This window comes from Pseudomonas sp. GL_139_B (assembly GCF_057834475.1).
In genome coordinates, this window is record NZ_CM174403.1 from 3,849,502 (window position 1) to 3,863,535 (window position 14,034).

Genomic DNA, 14,034 nt, shown 5'->3' on the forward strand with positions numbered 1-14,034 from the left:
TCCCCTAAATGACGAAGATCGAGGAGCCGGTAGTCTTGCGCGCTTCCAAGTCGCGGTGCGCCTGCGCCGCACCTTCCAGCGTATAGCGCTGATTGATCTCGATCTTGATGCGGCCCGCCCCTACATGGCCGAACAGCTCGCCAGCCAGATCCGCCTTCTCGGCCGGGTCGGCGATGTAGTCGGCCAACGCTGGACGCGTCAGATAAGGTGAGCCCTTGGTGGCCAGGATTTGCGGATCGAAATTTGAGATGGTCCCGGAAGTGAAGCCCAGGCAGACCACCAGCCCGCGCCGCTTGACCGAGTCGAGTGAGGCATTGAAGGTGCTCTTGCCAACGCTATCGATAACGACGTTCACGCCGACACCATCGGTCATTTCTCGCACGCGTCTGGCCACATCTTCATGGCTGTAATTGATGGTGTGATCACACCCATGGGCCCGTGCGATGTCCGCCTTTTCTTCGGTTGAAACAGTGCCGATGACCGTCAAGCCCAACAGCTTGGCCCATTGCGAAACGATCAGGCCGACGCCGCCGGCAGCGGCATGCAACAAAATGGTGTCGCCCGGCTTGAAGTCGTAGATGCGACGCATCAGATAGGACGAGGTCAGGCCGCGCATGGTCATGGCGGCAGCGGTCTCACAGCTGATCGCTTCGGGCAACTTGATCAAGGGTGCAGCCGGAATCAAGCGCTCGGTGCTGTAGGCGCCCAGCGTGTTCAAAAAGCCCGTGTAGGTCACACGATCGCCTACAGAGACATTGGTCACGCCTTCGCCGACGGCATCGACCACGCCGGCGGCTTCCACACCCATGCCGGCGGGCAGTGGCATCGGATACAGGCCACTGCGGAAATAGGTATCAGCGAAATTCAATCCGACCGCTTCATGGCGCAGCCGAACTTGACCAGGACCGGGATCGCCGACTTCCACTCTTTCCAAGCGCAGGACTTCCGGGCCGCCTGTTTCATGCATGCGTATGGCGTGGGGCACAATAATTCTCCTGATTCAAAACGTTCGGCGCGCTGACTTCACTTCCTCGCGAGTCATCGCAGTGCAGGAAAAGTATCGGTGAACGGATTTGTGCGAATTTGATATTTTGGGGCGCAGACTTTACATTTTGGGGCACTGGAGGAAATCCCGATGCCGACATTGATAAGAAGCTCAAGCCTCACAAACTTTATCGAAGTTGCCCGCGCAGCAGGCTTGGACCCTTATCGCCAGTTGCGAAAAGCCGGCGTCAGCACATCAGCGTTACTGGATCCGGATATCAAGATCCCGGCGAAGTCGGTGTTGCGCCTGCTGGAGGAGTCAGCCCAGGATTCAGGAGTCGAAGACTTCGGCCTGCGCATGGGCGAAACGCGCCAACTGGACAACCTCGGGCCATTGGCGATTGCCCTGCGCGAGGAAGCCACGCTGCGCGAAGCATTGGGTTCGGTCGCGCGCCATCTTGTGCTCTATAACGAATCGATGGATCTGTGCATCGAGGAATTGGACGGCGTGGCGCTCCTCAGGCTCCAAGTGATACACGGTGCGCGCGGATCTCTGCGCCAATCTATCGAGATCGTTATTTGTACGCTGTACCGCATACTGAAACTGTTCCTTGGGGCCAACTGGAAGCCAAGAAGTGTCTGCTTCGAGCACAAGGCGCCTACCAGCCTGGTCACGCACAGACGCGTGTTTGGCTCGTCAATCCTGTTCAATCAGGACTTCGACGGTATCGTGTTGACCCAAACAGATTTCGATACAACGATCTCGTCGTATGACCCCGTCCTGGCGTGGCATGCCCGCGACTTCCTGAATACGAAACTGGCGCAGTCCGGTTTGACGATGCCAGACAAGGTCAGAAAGCTGGTACTGGCACTGCTGCCGAAAGGGGAATGTGTTGCCGAGCGCGTGGCCGGACAACTTGGTATGGACCGCAAAACCATGCACCGCCATCTGGCCAGTCACGGCCAGAATTACTCCTCCATCGTCGACGCCGTTCGGGTCGATCTAGTGATTCAATATGTCGAAAACAGAGAACGGCCGCTGTCTGATGTGGCGCCTTTACTGGGTTTTTCGTCCTTGAGTGCCTTTTCTCGATGGTTCTCGGACCGCTTCGGCTGCAGTGTGTCGACGTGGCGTCGCGAAAAGCGCCAGCTGCTTTGAACCTCAACGGTTTTCACTGATTCTTTCAAACTAAAAAGAACGAAAACCGTAACCTGCCAACCATCACCCGGCCCTTGCGGCGGCGCATGAAATCAACGATTCGTTCGTAATGTTCAAATGCAAAGCCCACCCCATAACCGGTGGTCTGCCAGTACGGCGGGTCGATGTACTGGAAGGTGTGGGCACGGTCTTAGCATTCGGCATTGTCGATGCCGAGGCAAATTTTTCCACGTCTTTGCCTGAGTCATTCATCCGCCCGCTTAATGAAACATGATGGCGCCGAAATGATTGCTATCGACCGTGGATTCAACCGGTCGAATCCACAGCTAAAGGCGGTCCGGCCTGACTTCGGTGCCCTTTATGGCAATAATTGGTGCAACATCATCGCAAGGGATCGGCGCGCAATGGCGAATTAAGCCCTCGCACTCCGCAGCCCTGTTTAAAAAAGGGTAAAAAAACCGGGCAGAGCCCGGTTCTTCAAAATCATACGCGATGTGCAATTAGCAGCTAGGCGATAGATCGTCGATCTTTGACTTGCTAGTCCATTACAAACTCGGAAGCAACTTCGCAGACACCAGCTCATTCAGGCAACGAGTCGCCAACAACTCGGTCGCCGCATTGATGTCCGGCGCAAAGAAGCGGTCCTTCTCATAGAACGGCACTTCGTTACGCAGGATGGCGCGAGCCTTTTCCAGTTTTGCCGAAGTTTTCAGGCCATTGCGCAAGTCCAGGCCCTGAACCGCCGCCAACCATTCCACCGCCAGCACACCGCGAGTGTTTTCCGCCATTTCCCACAGACGCTTGCCAGCGGCCGGAGCCATGGACACGTGGTCTTCCTGGTTCGCCGAGGTCGGCAGGCTGTCCACCGAATGCGGATGCGCCAAGGCCTTGTTCTCGCTGGCCAGTGCCGCCGCAGTCACCTGAGCGATCATGAAGCCGGAGTTCACGCCGCCATTGGCCACCAGAAACGGCGGCAGTTGCGACATGTGCTTGTCCATCATCAGCGAGATGCGGCGTTCGCTCAGGGAGCCGATTTCCGCGATGGCCAGCGCCATGTTGTCGGCGGCCATGGCCACCGGTTCGGCGTGGAAGTTACCGCCGGAAATCACGTCGCCTTCAGCCGCGAACACCAGCGGGTTATCCGACACGGCGTTGGCTTCGATAGCGAGCACTTCGGCGGCCTGACGGAATTGAGTCAGGCACGCGCCCATGACTTGTGGCTGGCAGCGCAGGGAGTACGGGTCCTGGACCTTTTCGCAGTTCTCGTGCGAGTCGGACACTTCACTGCGTTCGCCCAGCAGATCGCGGTACGCGGCAGCAGCGTCGATCTGGCCTTTTTGACCACGAGCGGCATGGATGCGGGCGTCGAACGGCGAGCGCGAGCCCAATACCGCTTCAACGGTCAGCGCGCCCAGCGCCACCGCGCCAGCGAACAGGTCTTCACCTTCGAACAGACCGCGCAAGGCGTAAGCAGTCGACACCTGCGTGCCGTTCAGCAGCGCCAGGCCTTCTTTCGCGGCCAGGGTCAGCGGAGTCAGACCGGCGATTTTCAGCGCTTCGGTCGCTTCCATCCACTCACCTTTATAGCGAGCCTTGCCTTCGCCCAGCAGCACCAGCGACATATGGGCCAACGGCGCCAAGTCACCGGAAGCACCGACCGAACCTTTCAACGGAATGTGCGGGTAGACCTCGGCGTTGATCAGGGCGATCAGCGCATCGATAACCACGCGACGAATACCGGAGAAACCACGGCTCAGGCTGTTGACCTTGAGCACCATGACCAGCCGTACCAACGCGTCGCTGATCGGCTCGCCGACACCGGCGGCGTGGGACAGCACCAGCGAGCGCTGGAGGTTTTCCAGGTCTTCGCTGGCGATGCGGGTCGAGGCCAGCAGGCCGAAACCGGTGTTGATGCCGTAAGCGGTGCGGTTCTCGGCGAGGATCTGTTCCACGCAGGCCACGCTGGCTTCGATCTGGGCCGAGGCGCTGCTGTCGAGGGTCAGTTTCACCGGTTGCTGATAGACAGCACGCAGTTGGGCCAGGCTCAGTTGGCCAGGAATCAGATTTAGCGTACTCATGTTCAGGCTCCTTTAGCCGAAGTAATCATTGGCAGATTCAGGCCCTGCTCTTTGGCACAATCAATTGCAATCTGGTAGCCCGCATCGGCGTGACGCATAACGCCGGTCGCCGGGTCGTTGTGCAGCACGCGCGCAATGCGCTCGGCCGCTTCGTCGGTACCGTCGCAGACAATCACCATGCCCGAGTGCTGGGAGAAGCCCATGCCGACGCCGCCGCCGTGGTGCAGGGAAACCCAGGTCGCGCCGCTCGCCGTGTTCAGCAGAGCGTTGAGCAGTGGCCAGTCGGACACGGCGTCGGAACCGTCCTGCATCGATTCGGTTTCACGGTTCGGGCTCGCTACCGAACCGGAGTCAAGGTGGTCACGACCGATCACGATTGGCGCGGACAGCTCGCCGCTACGCACCATTTCGTTGAACGCCAGACCGAGCTTGGCGCGCAGGCCCAGACCCACCCAGCAGATACGTGCCGGCAGACCCTGGAAACTGATGCGCTCGCGGGCCATGTCCAGCCAGTTGTGCAGGTGGGCGTCATCCGGGATCAGCTCTTTGACCTTGGCGTCGGTCTTGTAGATGTCTTCGGCGTTGCCCGACAGTGCAGCCCAGCGGAACGGCCCGATACCACGGCAGAACAGAGGACGGATGTAAGCCGGTACGAAGCCTGGGAAGTCGAATGCGTTTTCCACGCCTTCTTCCTGGGCCATCTGACGGATGTTGTTGCCGTAGTCAAAGGTCGGGATGCCCATTTTCTGGAAATCCAACATCGCTTTAACGTGTACGGCCATCGATTGCTTGGCAGCTTTGACCACGGCAGCCGGCTCGGTCTTGGCGCGAGCGCGGTACTCGTCCCAGGTCCAGCCGGCTGGCAGGTAACCGTTGAGCGGGTCGTGGGCGCTGGTCTGGTCGGTGACCATGTCCGGGCGCACGCCGCGCTTGACCAGTTCCGGCAGGATTTCCGCCGCGTTACCCAGCAGAGCGATGGAAATCGCCTTGCCTTCCTTGGTGTATTTGGCGATGCGGGCCAGCGCGTCGTCGAGGTCTTTGGCCTGCTCGTCGACGTAGCGGCTGTTCAAACGGAAATCGATGCTGACCTGTTGGCATTCGATGTTCAGCGAGCACGCACCGGCCAGGGTGGCGGCCAGTGGTTGTGCGCCGCCCATGCCACCGAGGCCGGCGGTCAGGACCCAACGACCTTTCAGGTCATCGTTGTAGTGTTGGCGACCGGCTTCGACGAAGGTTTCGTAGGTGCCTTGGACGATGCCCTGGCTGCCGATGTAGATCCAGCTGCCGGCGGTCATCTGGCCGTACATGGCCAGGCCTTTGGCGTCCAGTTCGTTGAAGTGTTCCCAGCTTGCCCAGTGTGGCACCAGGTTGGAGTTGGCAATCAGCACGCGCGGGGCGTTGCTGTGGGTCTTGAACACGCCGACCGGCTTGCCGGATTGCACCAGCAGGGTCTCGTCGTCGTTCAGGTTGGTCAGGCTTTCGACGATCTTGTCGTAGCATTCCCAGTTACGTGCCGCACGACCAATGCCACCGTAAACCACCAGTTCTTTAGGGTTCTCGGCGACTTCCGGGTCGAGGTTGTTCATCAGCATGCGCAGCGGCGCTTCGGTCAGCCAGCTCTTGGCGGTCAGCGTGTTACCGCGGGCAGCGCGGATTTCGACATTACGGAAACGGGATGGCTTGCTCATTAGAAATCCTCTTGAAAGGGCCTTTCAGCCTGTTTTATGGTTTGCCGCCACAGGTATATATACATATGCTCATGTATATACAACCATAAGCAAGCGAAATTTCAGGCGCCTATACTCTGTATCAGCCCTGATAAAGCGCGATCAGTTGTAGCTATAAGACTGCATTTTGGGGCTAATTCTGTTTAGCAGGTGCCCGGTATCGATGCCGCATTGAGCGAATGACTAACCGCTCAAAGGTGCTGCGCGGACCAGGGGACTTATTTCAAGTTGCCGCCCAGGAACTGCTGCAGGCGTTCGCTCTTCGGATTACCCAATACGTCCTCAGGCGCGCCCTGCTCTTCGACCAACCCCTGGTGCAAAAACAACACCTGGTTCGACACTTTGCGGGCAAAGCTCATTTCGTGAGTGACCATGATCATGGTGCGGCCTTCTTCGGCCAGCCCCTGGATGACCTTGAGCACCTCCCCCACCAGCTCCGGATCCAGGGCTGAGGTCGGTTCGTCGAACAGCATGATTTCCGGCTCCATACTCAGGGCCCGGGCAATAGCGACGCGCTGCTGCTGACCACCCGAGAGAAACGCCGGATACTGATCGGCGACCCGTAACGGCAGTCCCACTTTATCCAGGTAACGCCGGGCCCGCTCCTCGGCGTCTTTCTTGCTGACCCCTAACACCCGGCGCGGCGCCATGGTGATGTTTTCCAGCACGGTCATGTGGCTCCACAGGTTGAAGTGCTGAAATACCATCGCCAAGCGCGTGCGCAGGCGCTGCAGTTCAGCGGCATCGGCCACCTGCATGCCACGGCTGTCATGGACCATACGAATCGGCTGGTTGTCCAGGCTCATGGCGCCGTCGTTGGGCGTTTCCAGAAAGTTGATGCAACGCAGAAAGGTGCTCTTGCCCGAACCACTGGCGCCGATCAGGCTAATCACATCGCCGGTTTTGGCATTCAGCGAAACACCCTTGAGGACTTCGTGGTTGCCATAGCTTTTGTGTAAATTTTGAACGGTCAGTTTGTACATGTGTAAGCCTCCTGAATTAATGAGCCGGGCCGAGGAAAGACAGCCAGCGGCGCTCGGCCAGGCGGAACAAACCAACCAGGGAGAAAGTGACTGCCAGATAGATCACAGCGGCAATGCCGAAGGACTGGAAGGTCATGAAAGTCGCCGAATTGGCGTCCCGGGCAACCTTGAGAATGTCCGGCACGGTGGCGGTAAAGGCGACGGTGGTCGCGTGCAACATCAGGATCACTTCGTTGCTGTAATTCGGCAGCGAGCGGCGCAGGGCTGACGGCATGATGATGTAGGCGTACAGTTTCCAGCCGCGCAGGCCGTAGGCCTTGGCCGCTTCGACCTCACCGTGGTTCATGCTGCGGATTGCCCCGGCAAAGATTTCCGTGGTGTAGGCGCAGGTGCTCAGGGTGAAGGCTAGGATGGTGCAGTTCAACGCATCGCGAAAGAACGCGTCGAGCAGAGGCTGGGTACGGACCGCGGCGATGCTGTAGATGCCGGTGTAGCAAATCAGTAGCTGGATATACAGCGGCGTACCGCGGAATAGGTAGGTGTAGAACTGCACCGGCCAACGCACACAGGCGTTCGTTGAAACCCGGGCAATCGACAGCGGAATCGACATTATGAAACCGAAAAAAAGCGAGGCGCTGAGTAGCCAGAGGGTCATGGCCAGCCCGGTGATGTGATTGCCGTCACGGAACAGGAAAGACTGCCAGTATTGCTGTAGAAGTTCGATCATCTCACGGCCTCCCGGGTGCCTGCGGCGTAGAAGATTTGCAGACGACGCAAGACGTAGTTCGAAACGGTGGTAATCACCAGGTAGATCAAGGCGGCCAGCACCAGGAAAAAGAACAGCTGATAGGAACTCTTGCCCGCGTCCTGGGCCACCTTGACCAGATCGGCCAGACCGATGATCGAGACCAGTGCGGTAGCCTTGAGGATCACCATCCAGTTATTGCCAATGCCCGGCAGGGCAAAGCGCATCATCTGAGGGAACACCACGAAGCGAAAGAGCTGTACACGACTCAGGCCGTAGGCGGTGGCCGCTTCCATCTGCCCGCGAGGCACAGCGAGGATGGCGCCACGAAACGTCTCGGTGAAATACGCCCCGTAAATGAAGCCCAGGGTGATGACTCCGGCACCGAACGGGTTAATCTCGATATATTCCCATCCCAGGGCTTCGGTCAGACTGGTCAGCCAGGTTTGCAGGCTGTAGTAGATCAGCAGCATCAGCACCAGGTCCGGCACCCCGCGGATCAGCGTGGTGTAGGCCTGTGCCGGAATGCGCAGCAGAGCAAGTTTTGAAAGTTTGGCACTGGCGCCGATCAGGCCTAAGCCAACGCTCACCAGCAAGCACAGAAAGGATAATTTGATCGTCATCCAAGAGCCTTGCAGTAACAGCGGGCCAAAGCCCTTAAGGCTGAAGCCTGACAGTCCCAGAATCTGTAATAGTTTTTCTAGCATTGTGCAGCCCTTCGTAAATCAAGAAGGCACCCATCCGGGGATGGGTGCAGTCTCGGTGTTTCCCGGGATTCCGCGAAGTCCCCTAAAAAGGGTCTTCAGTTAGAGAGACTCAGCCCCTTGCGTACACAGCATTTAAAGCGTTTTACAGAATGTTCAGCGGGTAATTGATGATCAGGCGTATGTCGTCGCAGGGAGGGCCGATATCGTTGTTGTTAGCGGCAAAGACGTAGGCATCGTTGGCACGGAAGTACGCGGCACGCACGCGAAAGGAAAGATCTTTGGCAGGACCGTCCTGCAACACATACCTGACTTCGACATTGAGCTCGCGCTCGCGGCCTTCGGGACCTTCTGTCGTACGGATGTTGTCACCGTACACATAGCGCGTCATGAAGCTCAGGCCAGGTACGCCGTAGCCCACCATGTTCAAGTCATAGCGACCCTGCCAGGAGCGTTCTTGTTCGCCATCGAAGTCGGACATCTGGATGGAGTTGGCCACATAGACGGTGTCGCTGCCGTCTACGCCATAGGCGTAATGGGTGTCGCCGGTAGAGCGCTGAAAAGCAACAGTAAACTTGTGAGCGCCTAAGCTGTAGGCGGTTGCAAGGCTCCACAGGTTATTGTCCACCTTGCCGGACAGATCTTGCCCCTGGCTTTTGGTGTTGTAGGCATTGAGATCGAAGTTCAGTGACTGACCTTCGACGAGCGGCTGGTTATAGTTGATATTGATGTACTGCTTCTTAAAGTTGTTTTCGACATCGGAAGCGGCGACGCCAGCAACAAGGTCGGGGGTGAACTTATAGGTTGCACTAACGAAATCGGCCGCTTCCAAGCCTGCGCTGTCATTAAATTGGCCAGTTTGTGTGCGCAGCGCGGTGAAGTGGCCGGCGTTCAACTCCAGACCTTTTATTTCGTTACTGGTAATCAGAGAGCCGGTAGCGATTTCTGGTAGTAGGCGGCTGTCGCCGGTGCTGAACACTGGGTTGACAACCGCTTGGCTGCCATATTTCGCGACAGTGTCGGAAACACGGAGTTTGACTACGCCGCCAGCGGCCGACTGGGTTTTAGCTTCGGAGCCGTCGTTGTTGACCTGGAACTGACCATTGCCGGCACGCCCCTTGCCACCGTCGAGTTTGACGGTACCCATGGCATACGCATCCATGCCTACACCGATGATGCCTTGAGTGAAACCTGAGTTGTATTTGATTCGCTCGGCTGCGCCGGTATCCTGACGATAACCGCTCTTACCACCGTTGGTGGGGTTGCTGAAACCATCTTTAAAATCGCGATTCATGTACTCGAGGCGAGCCAGGATCGAGAGGGTGCTGTCGTCAACGAAACCCTTGGCCTCGTCCTGGGATGCGGCCATTGCCATTGGCGAAATGCTTGCGGTAATAGACAGGGCAATAATGCTCCACTTCATCATACACATCGTGTTTTGCTCTTTTTATTATTAAAAGTACTGTCATCCCCATAAATTTTTATCTGAGGTGACTGTTTATTGTTTGGTCGAGATTTTGTCCACTCGCCCTCCTTGGCATACAACTAAGAACGCGCCGGCCAGCGCTCAACGTACAGCGGGTAGAAACCGCCAAACCTGAAGATCAAGAACCATTTGCGTGGATGCGCCACGCACTGCAGGCCTGCCGCTGACTTCAGTGGGTGCAAACCATTGTCCAAAGTTGTTAATTCAATACTTTGTTTTTAATGGTCTCTGCCCTGCTCTTGGCACACATAAAAAATCAATCAACTGCACGGAGCACTTAGACTGACTTATGCCAGTTAATCACTATCAAAACAAAGTCATTCTCCGTAGATATCAAAGTTAAAGTACTTACTTGCAAGTTTGTCGTAAGTACCCGATGCGCGAATGCTTGTTATGGCCGAATTAAGTTTTTCCCGAAGCGGGTCCTCTCCCTTTCTAATCCCGATAGCGACACCGTCCCCGCTCAAACGCTTATCGGTAAGGGGCTCACCGGCAAAGGCATAACCCTTACCCTGAGGCTTTTGCAGAAATCCAATATCGCCTTGCACCGCTGGTTGAAAAGCAGCATCCAGGCGTCCAGCGATCAGGTCGATGTAAACTTGATCCTGAGTTTGATAGGACAGAATGTTGACGTCATGAGAGCTCCATTCCGACTTCGCAAACATCTCTTGAGACGAACCTTGCATAACCCCAATGGTTTTACCCTTCAAGGACTCGGCGGTTGGTAGCAGGCTTGAATTTTCTTTCGCGATAAGGGCCGATGGGCCGCTGTAAAGTCGACCACTAAAGTCCACTTGTTTGCGCCGTACTTCAGTGACACTGAACGCCGATAGAATGGCGTCAAACTTCTTGGCCTTCAAGGCAGGGATCATGCCGTCGAACGGTTGTTCGACCCAATCGCAATGAACCTTGAGCTCGGCGCAAATGGCATTACCGAGATCGATATCAAAACCACTCAGGGAACCGTCAGGTTCTTTGACCTCAAAGGGCGGATAACTTGGGTCCACCCCAAACCTGATTTCTGGATCAGCCTGAGCACTGGCCGCAATGCTGAGACCCAGTAATATTGATGCAAAAAGAGTGTTAAGTCGGAACATAATCACCTCGTTATTAGATTAGGATCATCGGTAATAAGTGAACTTTGCAACTCAAGGATTCAACGCTAAAAACCGTTCAGTCAGTTTGACCCAGTACGTCGCCGCCAACGGCAGGCAGTCGTCGTTGAAGTCATAACCCGGGTTATGCACCATGCAGCCGCCTTCGCCCTCGCCATTACCAATAATCAGGTAACAGCCTGGGCACTTCTCCAATAGGAAGGCAAAATCTTCACTGCCGGTCAGCGGCACCATATTGTCGATGAGACCGCCCTCACCTAGCCAATTAAGCGCAACCTCTCGTGCCAGTGCTGTCTCCTCAACATGGTTGATCAGTACAGGATAGCTGCGGGTGTACTCAACCTCGGCGGTCGCTCCGAAGCTCTTGGCCTGGTTCTGAGCTAACTCGGTAATACGACTTTGCAGCAGGTCACGCACCTGAGCGTTAAGCGCCCGCACCGATAGGTGCATCTCGGCGCTATCGGGAATGACATTACACGCCTTGCCCGCATGGATAGAACCCACGGTTATAATGGCCGTGTCCAGCGGATTGACGTTACGCGATACCACGCTTTGCAGCGCCATCACGATTGAAGCACTGACCACCACAGGATCGACGGCCTTGTGCGGCACAGCACCGTGGCCGCCCAAGCCGTTCACGCGAATGGTGACGTCGTCCGCCGAAGCCATGTAAGGGCCGGCCAGGAAGCCGAATTTGCCCACTGGGTAGCCAGGCATATTGTGCAACGCGAACACCGCGTCGCATGGAAACAGTTCAAACAGACCGTCCTTGAGCATTTCATTCGCGCCGCCACCATTTTCCTCGGCAGGCTGGAAAATCATGTGCAGTGTGCCCTTGAACGGTTTGTGCTCAGCCAGGTATTTCGCGGCAGCGAGCAACGAGGCGGTATGGCCGTCGTGGCCACAAGCATGCATTTTCCCATCGAGTTGGCTCGCATAGGCGAGGCCGGTGGCCTCTTGAATAGGCAACGCATCCATATCGGCCCGCAGGCCCAAGGCGCGGCCCTCGCCATTGAGCAGAGTACCGACCACTCCGGTGCCACCCAGCCCGCGATGCACGGCGTAGCCCCAGCTTTGCAGGCAATCGGCGATCAGGTCACTGGTCACGAACTCCTCAAAACTGAGTTCCGGGTGCGCATGAATACGGTGGCGCAACTCGATCATTTCATCCTGAATATCGCGGATACCGGCTAATACGGCGTCGTGCTGCATAATGGGCTCCTGGTCGGCGTGGGGGGTTGGTTCCTAGCATAGGTAGGCACCTGCCCCCTCGGGAGACCCAATTTAGTTACACTGGCAACCGTTGGTTGCCCCCTCGCCATCGTTTAGAGTACCCTCCATGAAAGTTCATCAACTGCAAGCCTTGGTCGCCGTTGCCGACACCGGCAGCATCCGCGCAGCGGCACGCCTGTTGGACCTCTCCCATGCGGCTGTGACCAAGTCGATGCGCGAGTTGGAAGCAGAGGCCCAACTGCCGCTGGTGATGCGAACCGCGCGAGGGATCGACTTCACCGAGACCGGCCGTATGCTGCTGGGACATGCGCGGCTGGTCGTCGGCCAGCTCGAACGGGCCAATACGGAGCTTGCGGAATTGCGCGGCGAAATAACGGGTCGGCTGTCCATTGCGGTCACGCCCTGGATCATGCTGACCTTTCTGACCCAGGCGGTGCAGCACTTTCGTGAGCGCATGCCTGGTGTTCAGCTGGAAATCTTTGAGGGCTTGACCGCCGTGGCGCTGCCGCGCTTGCGCGAAGGCTCGCTCGATTTTGCCGTCGGGCCTGTGACGCCGACCATGTCGTTACAGGAATTCGACAGTACGCCGTTGTTGACCTATGAAATGAGCGTCATCGCTAGGCGCGACCATCCCTGCGCCAACGCGACCTCCTTGCATCAACTGCTGGATGAGGATTGGGTGGTCAATTACACGCAGTCCAACTACGGCGCCTTCATGCAGGAGCTGTTCTGGCAACATGGTGCACAGATCGATCGAGCTCGTTTGCACTGCGCCCACTCAACCTCGCTGCTGTTCGAAATGGTGCGACATGGGGGCATGCTCACCCATTGCCCAAGCGTGATGATGGCTACCGAATCGATGCAAGGCTGGGCAATTGCGCTACCGCTGCAGGAGCGTTTCGAAAGCAGCCAACTCGGTGTCATCACCCGTCGCAACGCCGTGCTTGGCACGGCGGCGCAATGCTTCAAGGAATGCTTGTTAGCGGAGATCAAAAGGCGCGCGCGATCGGCAGCGGTGGCGGATCGCGCGTTGTTTGATGGGCTGACATTGTTATTTTGATGAAATTAACGCTCACCAATCCTTCGTTTTACTTGTATCCACGGATAGAGTGCTGAGAAAGGCCAGTTTTCGGCACATTTATCTCTTTCCGCATAATCAGATTGATACAAAAAAAGTCATTTCAAAACAGCCCTCCCAACGCTGCCGGCTCCCAGTTCATGATCACCAGTTCGCCACTGACCTCGGCCTTCCCTTGCCGCTGGTTGGCCGTGGTGTAGCGGATATCCAGCATCTCGAAATGAAGCCCTCGAACACCCGGCGAATGTCCGAGTGGTCGTGCTTAACAGCGTGGCCAAGTCGATCATCGACCAGCGACGCGGCCTGAGTAAGGACTGAGTTTTCCCTTACAACGGTACCGCCATGCACCGGATGAACGATACGGCCTGGAAGAAGGCACGGGTGAGAGCAGCGAAACTCTGGCAGGAGGAAAACCTTCGCCCCGCTCACCCAGGTTATGCATCCATAAGGATTCACGACCTCAAACACACGTTTGGCCGTCGGCTTCGCGCAGCAGGCCTCACCGAGGAAGACCGCAAGGCACTTCTGGGCCACAAGAACGGCAGCATCACCAGTCACTACTCGGGCGCAGAGCTCGGGCATCTGATTGAAGCTGCGAACATGGTATCAGCAACCGATTCGCGCGGACCGTCCTGACAATTCTGAAGAGGAAACAGGCGTGAAAAATAGAGGAGTCACGCAAAAGTCACGCACATGAAAAAGGCCAATGCTGAGAACATTGGCCTAAGTCATTGAAAAATAT

At 56.9% G+C, this 14,034-nt stretch carries 11 protein-coding genes and 3 pseudogenes; 3 read left to right on the forward strand and 11 right to left on the reverse strand.

Features of this window, described 5'->3' with window-relative positions; genetic code table 11:
- Window positions 1-4 precede the first annotated feature (4 nt).
- Window positions 5-967 carry a quinone oxidoreductase family protein gene (locus AC3ISI_RS17430; protein WP_489337742.1) on the reverse strand — a complete coding sequence of 321 codons (963 nt, stop codon included), beginning with the start codon at window positions 965-967 and terminating at the stop codon, window positions 5-7.
- 168 nt (window positions 968-1,135) lie between these two features.
- Here AC3ISI_RS17430 and AC3ISI_RS17435 point away from each other — a divergent pair, with 168 nt between their 5' ends.
- Window positions 1,136-2,143, forward strand: a complete 1,008-nt coding sequence (locus AC3ISI_RS17435; protein WP_489333056.1) for an AraC family transcriptional regulator — start codon at window positions 1,136-1,138, stop codon at window positions 2,141-2,143.
- Between the two features lie 58 nt (window positions 2,144-2,201).
- Here AC3ISI_RS17435 and AC3ISI_RS17440 read toward each other — a convergent pair.
- The 9 genes and pseudogenes from AC3ISI_RS17440 to AC3ISI_RS17480 form a co-directional block, all read right to left on the reverse strand.
- Window positions 2,202-2,333: pseudogene (locus AC3ISI_RS17440) on the reverse strand (DNA adenine methylase); the annotation flags it as partial.
- Window positions 2,334-2,688: 355 nt separating this feature from the next.
- The gene (hutH, locus tag AC3ISI_RS17445) at window positions 2,689-4,221 is read right to left on the reverse strand and encodes a histidine ammonia-lyase (protein WP_489333057.1); all 1,533 of its coding nucleotides are present in this window, start codon (window positions 4,219-4,221) and stop codon (window positions 2,689-2,691) included.
- A gap of 2 nt (window positions 4,222-4,223) precedes the next feature.
- Complete coding sequence (gene hutU, locus AC3ISI_RS17450) at window positions 4,224-5,909, reverse strand: urocanate hydratase (protein WP_489333058.1); 1,686 nt, start codon at window positions 5,907-5,909, stop codon at window positions 4,224-4,226.
- A 257-nt stretch (window positions 5,910-6,166) separates the two neighbouring features.
- A complete protein-coding gene (locus AC3ISI_RS17455) occupies window positions 6,167-6,931 on the reverse strand; it encodes an ABC transporter ATP-binding protein (protein WP_489333060.1) in 765 nt (254 codons plus the stop codon).
- A gap of 16 nt (window positions 6,932-6,947) precedes the next feature.
- A complete protein-coding gene (locus AC3ISI_RS17460) occupies window positions 6,948-7,658 on the reverse strand; it encodes an ABC transporter permease (protein WP_489333061.1) in 711 nt (236 codons plus the stop codon).
- On the reverse strand, window positions 7,655-8,383 hold the full coding sequence (locus AC3ISI_RS17465) for an ABC transporter permease (protein WP_489333062.1): 729 nt from the start codon (window positions 8,381-8,383) through the stop codon (window positions 7,655-7,657). The genes AC3ISI_RS17460 and AC3ISI_RS17465 overlap by 4 nt, the downstream gene beginning before the upstream one ends.
- Window positions 8,384-8,525: 142 nt before the next feature.
- On the reverse strand, window positions 8,526-9,812 hold the full coding sequence (locus tag AC3ISI_RS17470; protein ID WP_489333063.1) for an OprD family porin: 1,287 nt from the start codon (window positions 9,810-9,812) through the stop codon (window positions 8,526-8,528).
- A 371-nt stretch (window positions 9,813-10,183) separates the two neighbouring features.
- On the reverse strand, window positions 10,184-10,963 hold the full coding sequence (locus AC3ISI_RS17475; protein WP_489333064.1) for an ABC transporter substrate-binding protein: 780 nt from the start codon (window positions 10,961-10,963) through the stop codon (window positions 10,184-10,186).
- Window positions 10,964-11,014: 51 nt separating this feature from the next.
- A complete protein-coding gene (locus AC3ISI_RS17480) occupies window positions 11,015-12,193 on the reverse strand; it encodes a M20 aminoacylase family protein (protein WP_489333065.1) in 1,179 nt (392 codons plus the stop codon).
- Between the two features lie 127 nt (window positions 12,194-12,320).
- On the opposite strand from AC3ISI_RS17480, the gene AC3ISI_RS17485 reads away from it, so the two are divergent.
- Window positions 12,321-13,274 carry a LysR family transcriptional regulator gene (locus tag AC3ISI_RS17485; RefSeq protein ID WP_489333067.1) on the forward strand — a complete coding sequence of 318 codons (954 nt, stop codon included), beginning with the start codon at window positions 12,321-12,323 and terminating at the stop codon, window positions 13,272-13,274.
- A 121-nt stretch (window positions 13,275-13,395) separates the two neighbouring features.
- Here the strand turns inward: AC3ISI_RS17485 and AC3ISI_RS17490 are convergent.
- A pseudogene (locus tag AC3ISI_RS17490) lies at window positions 13,396-13,553 on the reverse strand (DNA adenine methylase); the annotation flags it as partial.
- On the opposite strand from AC3ISI_RS17490, the pseudogene AC3ISI_RS17495 reads away from it, so the two are divergent.
- Window positions 13,542-13,954, forward strand: a pseudogene (locus AC3ISI_RS17495) (tyrosine-type recombinase/integrase); the annotation flags it as partial. The pseudogenes AC3ISI_RS17490 and AC3ISI_RS17495 overlap by 12 nt on opposite strands.
- Window positions 13,955-14,034 lie beyond the last annotated feature (80 nt).

Bases quoted from the DNA above. Each gene is read 5' to 3' on its own strand.
- AC3ISI_RS17430 (WP_489337742.1), bottom strand. From the start codon at position 967: ATGCATGAAACAGGCGGCCCGGAAGTCCTGCGCTTGGAAAGAGTGGAA.
- AC3ISI_RS17435 (WP_489333056.1), top strand. From the start codon at position 1,136: ATGCCGACATTGATAAGAAGCTCAAGCCTCACAAACTTTATCGAAGTT.
- hutH (WP_489333057.1), bottom strand. From the start codon at position 4,221: ATGAGTACGCTAAATCTGATTCCTGGCCAACTGAGCCTGGCCCAACTG.
- hutU (WP_489333058.1), bottom strand. From the start codon at position 5,909: ATGAGCAAGCCATCCCGTTTCCGTAATGTCGAAATCCGCGCTGCCCGC.
- AC3ISI_RS17455 (WP_489333060.1), bottom strand. From the start codon at position 6,931: ATGTACAAACTGACCGTTCAAAATTTACACAAAAGCTATGGCAACCAC.
- AC3ISI_RS17460 (WP_489333061.1), bottom strand. From the start codon at position 7,658: ATGATCGAACTTCTACAGCAATACTGGCAGTCTTTCCTGTTCCGTGAC.
- AC3ISI_RS17465 (WP_489333062.1), bottom strand. From the start codon at position 8,383: ATGCTAGAAAAACTATTACAGATTCTGGGACTGTCAGGCTTCAGCCTT.
- AC3ISI_RS17470 (WP_489333063.1), bottom strand. From the start codon at position 9,812: ATGTGTATGATGAAGTGGAGCATTATTGCCCTGTCTATTACCGCAAGC.
- AC3ISI_RS17475 (WP_489333064.1), bottom strand. From the start codon at position 10,963: ATGTTCCGACTTAACACTCTTTTTGCATCAATATTACTGGGTCTCAGC.
- AC3ISI_RS17480 (WP_489333065.1), bottom strand. From the start codon at position 12,193: ATGCAGCACGACGCCGTATTAGCCGGTATCCGCGATATTCAGGATGAA.
- AC3ISI_RS17485 (WP_489333067.1), top strand. From the start codon at position 12,321: ATGAAAGTTCATCAACTGCAAGCCTTGGTCGCCGTTGCCGACACCGGC.